Source organism: Gordonibacter faecis (assembly GCF_030077735.1).
GTDB lineage: Bacteria > Actinomycetota > Coriobacteriia > Coriobacteriales > Eggerthellaceae > Gordonibacter > Gordonibacter faecis.
On the sequence record NZ_JASJEU010000001.1, the window covers coordinates 43,982 to 53,912 of the forward strand.

A 9,931-nucleotide genomic window follows, 5' to 3' on the forward strand; every position below is an offset into this window, starting at 1 on the left:
CCCCCGCGCCGCCTTGCGCGACGCCGACGCGAAGGAGGCCATTATGGGCTTGGACGAAGAACTTGAGGAACTGGAAGACGGCGCCGAGACGGAGGCCGAAGAGATCGACGAAGAAACCGAGTTGGAAGACGTCGAGGAATTCCAAGACGACGAGTTGTTCGACCCCACCGCGGAAGAAACGGATCTTGAGGATGCCTACGAGGGCTTCTTCGCTGAGGAAGGCCCCGAGGGCGAAGGCGAAGTAAGCCCTGATGGCGAGGATGGTGGCCTGACGGTGGTAGTGGAGCAAGCCGAGGGCATTGACCTTTCCGAAGAGGGTTTCCATATTGTGGATGGTGACGAATCCGACGAGGAAGCCGAACTCGCCGAAGAGGGTACGCTGGATGCTTACGACGGCGATGAGCTGACCAACGAGAGCGAAGAAGTCACCGTGACGGAGCCGGCGGAAGACGACGAAGACTTCGAAGTGGTGGAGCTGGAAGTCTCTGACGATGACATCGTGTGCTATCTCGAAGACGAAGAGGGCAACCGCGTGGGCTTTGTGCTGATGGAAGACGGCGAGGAGTGTGAATACTACTACGTCGACGAAGACGACGAGGAGAGCGCCGCAGATGATGAGGAAGAAAACGAGTTCGACCTCGGCATCACAAAGGAAGGCGTCGCTGCCGCCACCAATGACATGAACGCCATCTACCACGGCGGCATCGCCGTGGCTACCGAGCTCAAAGACGCCTTCGGCGACATCAAAGAGGCCCTCGACTTCAGCTTCCTCAAAAAGAAGTAAGGAAGTGTGACGCGGGGTAAGCAAGCGCACGGCGCAAAGGTGCGCACGCACACCCGGAACAAAGCCCCTGATAAAAAGCGAGCCCCAACCAAAACGGTTGGGGCTCGTGAGTTAGTTGGTGGAGCCAAAGGGGAAGCAGTCGAACTTGACGGCTTCCCCTTTAACAAAAGGGTTGCCGTCCTCCCCGTATAGCATGTCCCACGTGACTTCAGTCCTGTCCTCCGAATACCACGACGTTACCACCAGCCCGTCGTCGGTCAGGTAAATCTTATCGACGAAATACTCCAGCACCTGGTCGCGGGTCTCGGGATTGTCGAAGTCCGCGTGCAGGAACTTCTCGAAGTACGCCTTGATGGTGTGCTCGTCCTCGCACAACGCGGCGCGGATGTTCTCGGCCTCGATAGCTTCGTTCAAGGCGCGCTTCTGCTCTTCGAGCTGCACCAGGCGCTCCGTCACCGTCTCGCTAATGAGTCCCGACTCGATGACCTTCACGAGGTTCGCAAGGCTCTTCTCGACCTCGCGGCGCTTGGCCTCCAAGCCATCCAGGTAGCCCGTATCGCGGTAGTTCTTCTCGTAGTACGCCGCCGCATCCACGGCCAGCGACATCAGGTTCTCGGAGTCGTGGAGAATCGACCGGAGAATCATCGTGACAGCATCCTCCAGCTTCTCCTTGCGCACCTTCTTCAGCGTGCACTGCTTGCGGCGCTGGGCGGAGCAATAGTAGTAGTAATACGTCCGCCCCGTCCCGCTCGTGCCGGACACGCCCTGCAGGGTGCTCCCGCACTTCCCGCAGTAGACCTTGCCGGTCAGCCAGTAACGCGGGGCGTCGTTCTCGTCCATGCCGCGCGCCCGCTGGGAACCCTTGCGCTTGTTCTCGGCGAACTTCCGCTGCACCTTGTCGAAGGTCTCCTCGTCCACCAGCGCGGGCATGCCGCCCTCGACCACGATGTCGCCGTGGCGGTACTCGCCGATGTAGGCGCGGTTCTGGAGCATCTTGTTCATCGTCTTCACGCCGAACCTCGCGCCCCGCGTGGTGCGCAGCCCCTGGGCGTTCATCTCGTCGCAGATTTCCTGCATCGCCTTGCCCGCCGCGTACTCCGCGAACATCCGCTGCACGAACGGAGCGGTGTCCGGGTCCACGATGTACCTCTTCGTGGACTTGTCCACCCCATAGCCGAACAGCTTGTGCCCGTTGTAGAGCGCGTGCTGGGCGTTGTAGTCCATGCCGCGCTGGATGTTCTGGGACAGCTGGCGGCTGTAATACTCCGCCATCGCGTCCATCAGGCCCTCGATGAGCACGCCCTCCGGCCCGTCGGTGGGGATGTTCTCCGCCAGCAGGCGAATCTCGCAGCCCGCCTCTCGTATGGTGCGCTTCGCCATCGCCAGCACGTACTTGTCGCGCCCCAGGCGGTCGGTCTTCCACATGATGAGGACACGGGGACGGATTTTCGCGACCTCCGACAGCATCTGCTGGAACCCCGGTCGGTCCTCCGTGGTGCCAGATATGGCCGCGTCTTCGTACTCCTTCACGATTTTGAACCCGTGGGCGTCCGCCCACGCATGCGCAAGCTCCCGCTGCTGGTCGATGCTCGCCTCGTTCTGCGAATGGGAGGAGAATCGGTAGTAGGCGATGGCGAGATTGTTGTCGTTCAGCTCGAACTTCTTCTTGCGTGCCAAGCTCTTACCCCCTCCCGTAATTTCTGCTTATATGCATTCATTGCTTTCTCCTTTGGTTGGTTAATTGCGCAAATACGCATTTAATTATAAAGCCCGCCGCCCGAGAGGACGACGGGCTGTTGTGACTATACGAACATCTGCTGGAGCAGACCCTTCTTCAGCTCCTGCCACTTCGCAAGCTCGTTCTTTGCCTTGATGATGACATCATTAAGGGACGAGAGACAATCATCAATCTTGCGCTGCTCATCTTTATTCGGCAATAGCAATGGCATCTCCATGATATGCTTCTTGTCACCACGAGGCATCTTTGAACCTTTTGCCGCAGACATGACGTAGCGGACAAAAGCATCCGACGCGATTAGCCAATACAAATACCCCGGCTCTACACTTGTCGGATGAAATACGAGGACATCGGTGCTACAAGTTCCTTTGCGGTCTGCCAGCCAAGCCTTCTTGAGGTACGGACGAATATTTGACATCAATGTGTCGCCAGGATGATACAAGGTCCCAGAGCCATCGGCGTTAGAATTATCGAAGGTCACACCTCCGAAATCCTTCAGCATGTTCTCAGTTCCAACGAAGTTTGCCCCTTCACTGCGCTGTCTTTCGTACATGCATATATCGCCCAGTGTCTTTTCCTCCCAATCCGGGAAGTCCGACCCGTCGTCAGCCTTGAACCTGACCTCCTGGCTGAACAGCTTCTGCATTACGCCCTTCTTGCGCTTCTCCCACGCGGTGACCTCCGCCTCCTGCGCGGAAATAACGTCATCGACGGCAGAAAGCAGGTCGGCAATCTTGCGCTGCTCGGGGAAGGAAGGGACCGAAACGATTTCATATAACACGCTTTTCGAGTTCAACCCAAGCTGCGCCGAACCCGTCACCTTTCTACGAAGACGCTTTTGAGTCCTCGAAGAATTTATTTCATAGTGCATGAAAAGCGCATCAATGCCGTTGTCAAAACGAAGCCCGTACACATGGTCGCCGCATACATACTTTTTATCGCAAGGAATATATGCGGTCTTCCCGATAATCAGTCCACCGCCTATATCGTCCTTCGGCATTATCAAATCGCCTTTGCGCAACAAGTCCCTATTCGAATCCGTCAATTTAGAATCAATAATGAGTCCGTCCGACGAAACGCTCCCCATGTCCATAACAACATAGCGACCGCTTTCGCTCAATTCAGACGTGAACGATTTACCCGTGAACAGGTTCGCAAGCTCCCCCAGCGTCTTCTCCTCCCAATCCGGGAAGTCCGACCCGTCGTCAGCCTTGAACCTCAGTTTCGCTTCAACCATCATTCTTTCACCTCGCTTTCCATCAGTTCCTTGAATGCCTTCGGCGTTATGTTCTTGTAGACATTTACGACGAACTCTTTTTTCATGGGGAAAATCACTTCATTTTCGCCCTCTGTATATGGACTGTAGCAACCGAGATACTTGCCGAACTTATTCGCATCAATTCCGGCGCTATCACCCGTATTCGCATGGATAATCGTGTACTTCGAATCCGCATACATATGGTTAAAATTCATTGTGAAATCGAAGGAACTGCTCCATGACGCAACCATTCCATGCCACTTGATTTCAGGCATCTCCATATGCGGCTCATCGTCACCGTCGTCGTAAACGTACGCTTCGCCAATCACACGGTAGATGTCGCCCTGGTATACCCACTTAGACGCAAATGCCTCATACTCCGGCATCTCCTGCATGCCCCATTCGTTCTGCGCTCGACGCATCTCGTCGCGCATGCGAATCAAGTTTCCCAATACTCCATCGTAGAAACGCAGCCCCTCTTCGTCATAGCCTCCACCGCAAAGAGGAAACTCGCGAAACTGATGCATCGTTATGGCGAGCAACCATTTCTGATTATCCAGCGAGAGCTGATTCAGAGGATGGTCGAGATTGCCATCGAACAGCGGCAATCCGCGTTCATTCATATCGGCACCTCCTCTCAAAGCCCCAGCTGACGCAGCATCGACTCCGCCTTGTCGATAGCGGCCTTCTTCTCGCTCTCGAAGCGCTTGAGGTCGTCGCGCACGGCCTCAAGGTCCACAGGTTTCTCTTCCTCGAACGTATCCACGTAACGTGGGATGTTGAGGTTCCAGCCGTTCGCCTCGATTTCCGCCATGTCCGCCACATGGGCGAACTTGGCCACGTCCTCGCGCTTCACGTAGGCGTCGACAATCTTCTGGATGTGCTCGTCCTCCAGCGTGTTCTGGTTCTTGCCCGGCTTGAACTCCTTGCTCGCGTCGATGAACAGCACGTTGCCGCTGTTGCCGTTACGCTTCGTCTTCAGCACCAGCAGGCACACCGGAATGGACGTGCCGTGGAACAGGTTCGGGGCGAGGCCGATGACGGCATCGAGGCGGTTCAGGTCCCTCACGATGTACTTGCGGATGACCTCCTCGGCACCGCCGCGGAACAGCACGCCATGGGGCAGCAGCACCGCAACGCGCCCGTCATCGTCGTCCATGTGGTAAATCATGTGCTCCACGAACGCGTAGTCGGCATGGGACTTCGGCGGCAGCTTGCCCGCGCCCGAATACCTCGGGTCGTCCAGCAGCGCCGGGTTCGCGTCGTACTTCAGCGAGTAGGGCGGGTTGCACACCTGAACGGTCATCTTCACGTCGCCGTACTTGTCCTCGCGCAGCGTGTCGCCCTTGTAGATGTCGAAGTTCTGATAATCAACGCCGTGCATCAGCATGTTCATGCGGGCGAGGTTGTACGTGGTGGCGTTGTTCTCCTGCCCGTAGAAGTGACCGACGCGCCCGGTCGTGAGGTGCTTCTGCACCTCCAGAAGCATGGACGCCGAGCCGCAGGTGCAGTCGCCCACCGTCTTCGCCTCGTCCAGACCGACGGTCGCCAGCGTCGCCACCAGCTTCGACGGTCCCGTGGGCGTGAAGAACTCGCCGCTCTTCTTACCCGCGTCCGATGCGAACAGGCCGATGAGAATCATGTACGCCGTGCCCAGCACGTCGAACTGCGAATCCGACAGGCTGAAGTCAATCTCGCTGATTTTCACGATGACCTTCGCGATGAGCGCTGTCCTCTCGGCAACGGTATCGCCCAAATCCGGGTCCTGCAGCTTCATGTCATTGAACAGACCGCTGAACGCAGCCTCGGACGCCCGCCCCATAGTGGAGCCGGTCAGCTCGTTCACCGCGCGCTCGTAGTCCTCGACGCTGAATCTGTCCGCATCGTCCTTCGGGCGGACAATCTTGCGCACGAGTTCCCGGAACAGGTTCTCGGGCTTGATGATGTAACCCAAGTGCTCGATGGACCACTGCTCGACAATCGGGCGGTAGTCCGCATCGGAGAACGCCTGCTCGTAGGTCAGCCCGTCCTCCTTCAGAATCTCCTGCATGTACTCCTCGGTGCGCTCCGACAGGTAGCTGTAGAAAATAGTCCCGAGGATGTAGTTCCTGAACTTCGTGGAATCCATGTTCCCGCGCAGGTCGTTCGCGATGGCCCAGAGCTTCTGGGAAAGCTCGTTCGCCTGCGCCTGGTATTTTGCAGAGTCAATCATGCTCTCACTCTCCTTCTGCCTTGTAGCGGCTATATGTGTTCACGACGAACTCCTTGATGGCGCCCGTCATCTTCGTAATCTTCAGAAGGCCCATGCGGTACGCGGCCAGCCTCCTGCGGATGGCCTCCTCAGAAATGCTCCCGCCGAAGGTGTACTCCGAGAAGACCTCCAGCACGTCCTTCGCGTCAAGCCCGTTGTCATAAGCGAAGGACTCAATCTCAGCCTGCAGGCTCTCGCGCTCGAACTGCTCGTATGCCTGCTGGATGTCCGCGTCGTCCGGCAACTCGTAGAAGCGCGTGCGGATGAACGCCTCCATGATGTCCTTCTTCGCACGGAGCGCGTCGTTGTCCGAGCGCTCAATCTCACGCATCACCAAGTCGATGTCCCGCGCGCGCTCCTCGTCGGACTTCTCGGCGTCGTGGGCCGACTTCAGCAGACTCAGGATGTACATCACGTTGATGCGGTCCGTCCGCACCAGCTCCACGTCGAAATCGACGTCGACGGGCACGGGAACCTTCGGGTCCCTCTTCTTCGCCTCGTCGTGGTAGTAGAGGTACCAGCTCTTGTATCCCTCGTACTCTTCCTCGTCCAGCACGACGGACAAATCGGCCCAGTCGAACTTGCCGAAGGTCTTCAGCGTCGCCAGCGTACCGGACAGCGAGCGGAACGCCACGACGAACTGACGGATGTCGCCCTCGCTCTGGAGCTGCCCCGCATCGTCGACGGTTTGAGCCGCCTTGCGCAGCACGGGCACCTGGTTCACCCACTTGTTCACGTAATACTCGTAGCTCTCCAGCAGGTACTCGTTCGGGTCCCCGTCGCCGGAGAACAGCCGCAGCGCATCGTCCTGCGCCCGCTTGATGTCGCGGTACGACACAATCTGCCCGAACTGCTTCGTCACCTTGTCCACGCGGTTCGTTCGACTGTACGCCTGCACCAGCGTGTGCCAGATGAGGTTCTTGTCCAGATACAGCGTGTTCAGAGGCTTGGCGTCGAACCCGGTGAGCATCATGTTGACCACCAGCAGGATGTCCACCTGTGGAAGGTCCTTCTGCTTCATGCGCCGCGTGATGTCCTTGCGGTACGCATCGAAGGAATCCGGCGCGAAGGACGTGCCGAACATTGCGTTGTAGTCGTCCATGCAGCGGCCAAGAAGCTCCTGGGAGTGCTCGTCGCCGCCCTCGTCCATGTCCTCGTTGGCCTGGTACGTGAATATGGCGGCCACGCGGTAGCGCTCGCTCTCCGGTCGCGCTTCGTTCAGCGCCTTGAACGCGTCGTAATACTTCCCGAGCGTCTTGATGGAATCGACCGCGAACAGCGCGGTGTAGATGTCCTTTCCCTGCGGATGGACATGCTGCTCATGGTGCTCGAAGATGTCCTCCGCGATGACGCGGATGCGCTCGTCGTCGTGATACAGGGCGTCCAAATCGAGGTTGTGGCGGCGGCAGTAATCCGGGTCGCCCAGGCGCTCGGGGTCGATGCCGTTCGCGGCGACCTGCTTCGCAAAAATCGTCCGCTGGTACTCGACGGAGAACCGCAGGACGTTGCCGTCCGCTATGGCGTCCTTAATCATGTAGCGGTGCAGGCAGGCATCCAGCTTCGAGCCGGCATAGAACACGTCGGCGGTCGTCCTGCCGTCCTTGCCCTTGTTCGCCTCGAAGATGGGCGTGCCGGTGAAGCCGATGTAGTTCGCGTTGCGGAAATGCCGCTGGATGTCGCCGTGCATCTTGCCGAACTGGCTGCGGTGGCACTCGTCGATGATGAACACGACCTTCTTGTCGCGGTACGAATCCATCAACGCCTCGTAGCGCTTGCTCTTGACCGCGTTCGCCATCTTCTGGATGGTCGTCACGATGAACTTGCGGTCCGCCTGCTTCAGCTGCTTCACCAGCACGGCGGTCGAGTCCGAGCCGTCCACGCAATCCTTCTCGAACGAGTTGTACTCGTCCACGGTCTGGTCGTCGAGGTCCTTGCGGTCAATCAGGAAGATGACCTTGTCGACCCTCGGCTCATCGCGCAGAAGCTGCGCCAGCTTGAAGGACGTGAGCGTCTTGCCCGAACCAGTGCATGCGAAGACGTACCCGTTCTGGTTCGACTCCAGCACGCGCCGCTTCGCCGCCTTCACGGCGAAAATCTGGTACGGCCGCATGACCATCAGCACCGGCTCGGTGGTCTTGATGACCATGTACTTGTCCAGCATCTCGGTGATGGTCGAGCGCCGCAGGAACTCGGCAGTGAACTCGTCCAGCTTGTTGATGCGCTTGTTGTTCTCGTCCGTCCAGAAGAACACCAGGCTCTTCAGAATCGGATTGTAGACGCCGCCGTCCATCTCGTTCTCGTTGCAGAAATACTTCGTCTGCACCGAATTCGACACGACGAACAGCTGCAAATAGCGGAACAACCCCTTGAACGAGAACTTGCGGTAGCGGTTAATCTGGTTTATCGCCTCGTTTATCTCCACGCCGGGGCGCTTCAGCTCAATCTGGACCAGCGGAAGGCCGTTGATGAGAATCGTCACATCGTAACGGTTCTTGTACGAAACGTCGTCCTTGTGGTCCTTGTCCATCGTGACCTGGTGCGTCACCTGGTAGATGTTGCGGTCGGTATCGGAGCTGAAGAAATCCAGATACACGGTCCGACCGTTATCCAGCGTCAGGACGTACTTGTCGCGCAGAATCTTCGCGGACTCGTAGACGCTGTGGTTGTCCACATGAATCATCACGCGGCCGAACTCTGCGTCCGAGAAGGCGGCTTCCCCCTTCGCCTCAACCAGCTTGGGCGCATTGAACGCCGCGAGCTGCTTGCGGAAATTCGCCACAACGTCGTCGTAGTTCGACATATCGACGAACTCATAGCCAATGCTCTCAAGCCTGTCTATGAACAGGTTCTCGACATCGTATTCTGATATATGAGCCATAGGCCGCCACCTCCCTTACTTGTCTTCTCTGTGCTCCGCGACCCACTCGTGGATAATCGCGGCAATCGTCGTCTCGCGCTCCGCTGCCATCATCTTCAGCGCCTTCTTGTCGCTCACCGTGAGCGACAGCGAGAGCGTGGTGCGCTTCTCGTCCTCGGCGGGCGCAGCGTCCGCCGAAACCGTCTGCTCTATCTTCTTCTGCTCGGCCTCGCGGTCGGCAGCATACTTCTCGAACATGTTCGCCATAGCTCGACCTCCTTTAATCATTTACGTATTTGTACAATTATACACCTTGTGCCTCGATTTGTCCATACGGAACACGGCTCTGACCTGCGGTTATTCTCTCGGGAACCCCGCAGCCTCGCGCACCGTGTCCACCATGGCACGCGTCGCCCTCGCGGCCTTGCCCCTGCGGTCGAACTCGACTACGGACACGCCTGCAGCGCCCGCCTGCACGAACGCCTCGGACTGTGGAAGCGTGACCACCGTCTGGTCGCCCGCAAGCCCCTCGAACCACTCCATGAAGTCGCGGGACGCCTTGAAGCGGTTCCACCCGTTCATCACGTAGACAATCTTCGCCCGGCTGTGCTTGAACACCGCCTTGCGCATGCGCATCAGCGGCTCGATGTCCCTCGACGTGGTGCGGGTGGGGATGACCACCACGTCCGCCTCCCTCAGCCATTCCGACAGCGCCTCCTGGAGCGCCCCCGGCGTGTCCACCACGGCGACCTCGGCACCGTCCGCCTCTTGGGTGCGGTGCAGGGTGCCGCCCTGGGCGTCCAGGTCGTAGAAGCTCACGGGGATGCCGGAGCGCTCGAAGGAGAATGCTATCTCGTCGGCGACCAGGGACTTGCCCACGCCGCCCTTCTGGTTGCATACCAGAATCGTCTTCATATCGCTCACCTCGCTATACATTTAATCAATTATGCAATTCCACATTTAATTATAAGCCCGAGAAAAGGGCAGTTCAACTGCCACTTTCTGGGCTTTAGCTGGGCTTTTCGTGGTCTCGAAACGGGCTT

General features: G+C 58.2%; 8 protein-coding genes. 1 reads left to right on the forward strand and 7 read right to left on the reverse strand.

All coding sequences use genetic code 11. From position 1 onward, the window contains the following. The first annotated feature begins 43 nt into the window (after positions 1 to 43). The gene (locus QNJ86_RS00165; RefSeq protein WP_283830543.1) at positions 44 to 784 is read left to right on the forward strand and encodes a hypothetical protein; all 741 of its coding nucleotides are present in this window, start codon (positions 44 to 46) and stop codon (positions 782 to 784) included. A 111-nt stretch (positions 785 to 895) separates the two neighbouring features. Here QNJ86_RS00165 and QNJ86_RS00170 read toward each other — a convergent pair whose 3' ends face one another. The 7 genes from QNJ86_RS00170 to QNJ86_RS00200 form a co-directional block, all read right to left on the reverse strand. Then, positions 896 to 2,461 carry a recombinase family protein gene (locus QNJ86_RS00170; protein ID WP_283830544.1) on the reverse strand — a complete coding sequence of 522 codons (1,566 nt, stop codon included), beginning with the start codon at positions 2,459 to 2,461 and terminating at the stop codon, positions 896 to 898. 125 nt (positions 2,462 to 2,586) lie between these two features. Continuing rightward, complete coding sequence (locus tag QNJ86_RS00175) at positions 2,587 to 3,762, reverse strand: restriction endonuclease subunit S (RefSeq protein ID WP_283830545.1); 1,176 nt, start codon at positions 3,760 to 3,762, stop codon at positions 2,587 to 2,589. Next, positions 3,759 to 4,403, reverse strand: coding sequence for a hypothetical protein (locus tag QNJ86_RS00180; protein WP_283830546.1), 645 nt, complete (start codon positions 4,401 to 4,403; stop codon positions 3,759 to 3,761). The genes QNJ86_RS00175 and QNJ86_RS00180 overlap by 4 nt, the downstream gene beginning before the upstream one ends. A 14-nt stretch (positions 4,404 to 4,417) precedes the next feature. Next, on the reverse strand, positions 4,418 to 5,992 hold the full coding sequence (locus QNJ86_RS00185) for a type I restriction-modification system subunit M (RefSeq protein ID WP_283830547.1): 1,575 nt from the start codon (positions 5,990 to 5,992) through the stop codon (positions 4,418 to 4,420). 4 nt (positions 5,993 to 5,996) lie between these two features. Further along, positions 5,997 to 8,909, reverse strand: coding sequence for a type I restriction endonuclease subunit R (locus QNJ86_RS00190; protein WP_283830548.1), 2,913 nt, complete (start codon positions 8,907 to 8,909; stop codon positions 5,997 to 5,999). 15 nt (positions 8,910 to 8,924) lie between these two features. Continuing rightward, positions 8,925 to 9,155 (reverse strand): hypothetical protein, encoded by a 231-nt coding sequence (locus QNJ86_RS00195; RefSeq protein WP_283830549.1) that lies wholly within the window; start codon positions 9,153 to 9,155, stop codon positions 8,925 to 8,927. Between the two features lie 90 nt (positions 9,156 to 9,245). Further along, positions 9,246 to 9,803, reverse strand: coding sequence for a ParA family protein (locus tag QNJ86_RS00200; RefSeq protein ID WP_283830550.1), 558 nt, complete (start codon positions 9,801 to 9,803; stop codon positions 9,246 to 9,248). Positions 9,804 to 9,931 lie beyond the last annotated feature (128 nt).

Excerpts from the sequence above, each read along its gene's own strand:
- QNJ86_RS00180 (WP_283830546.1), bottom strand. The coding sequence starts at position 4,403 with ATGAATGAACGCGGATTGCCGCTGTTCGATGGCAATCTCGACCATCCT.
- QNJ86_RS00190 (WP_283830548.1), bottom strand. The coding sequence starts at position 8,909 with ATGGCTCATATATCAGAATACGATGTCGAGAACCTGTTCATAGACAGG.
- QNJ86_RS00195 (WP_283830549.1), bottom strand. The coding sequence starts at position 9,155 with ATGGCGAACATGTTCGAGAAGTATGCTGCCGACCGCGAGGCCGAGCAG.
- QNJ86_RS00185 (WP_283830547.1), bottom strand. The coding sequence starts at position 5,992 with ATGATTGACTCTGCAAAATACCAGGCGCAGGCGAACGAGCTTTCCCAG.
- QNJ86_RS00200 (WP_283830550.1), bottom strand. The coding sequence starts at position 9,803 with ATGAAGACGATTCTGGTATGCAACCAGAAGGGCGGCGTGGGCAAGTCC.
- QNJ86_RS00165 (WP_283830543.1), top strand. The coding sequence starts at position 44 with ATGGGCTTGGACGAAGAACTTGAGGAACTGGAAGACGGCGCCGAGACG.
- QNJ86_RS00175 (WP_283830545.1), bottom strand. The coding sequence starts at position 3,762 with ATGATGGTTGAAGCGAAACTGAGGTTCAAGGCTGACGACGGGTCGGAC.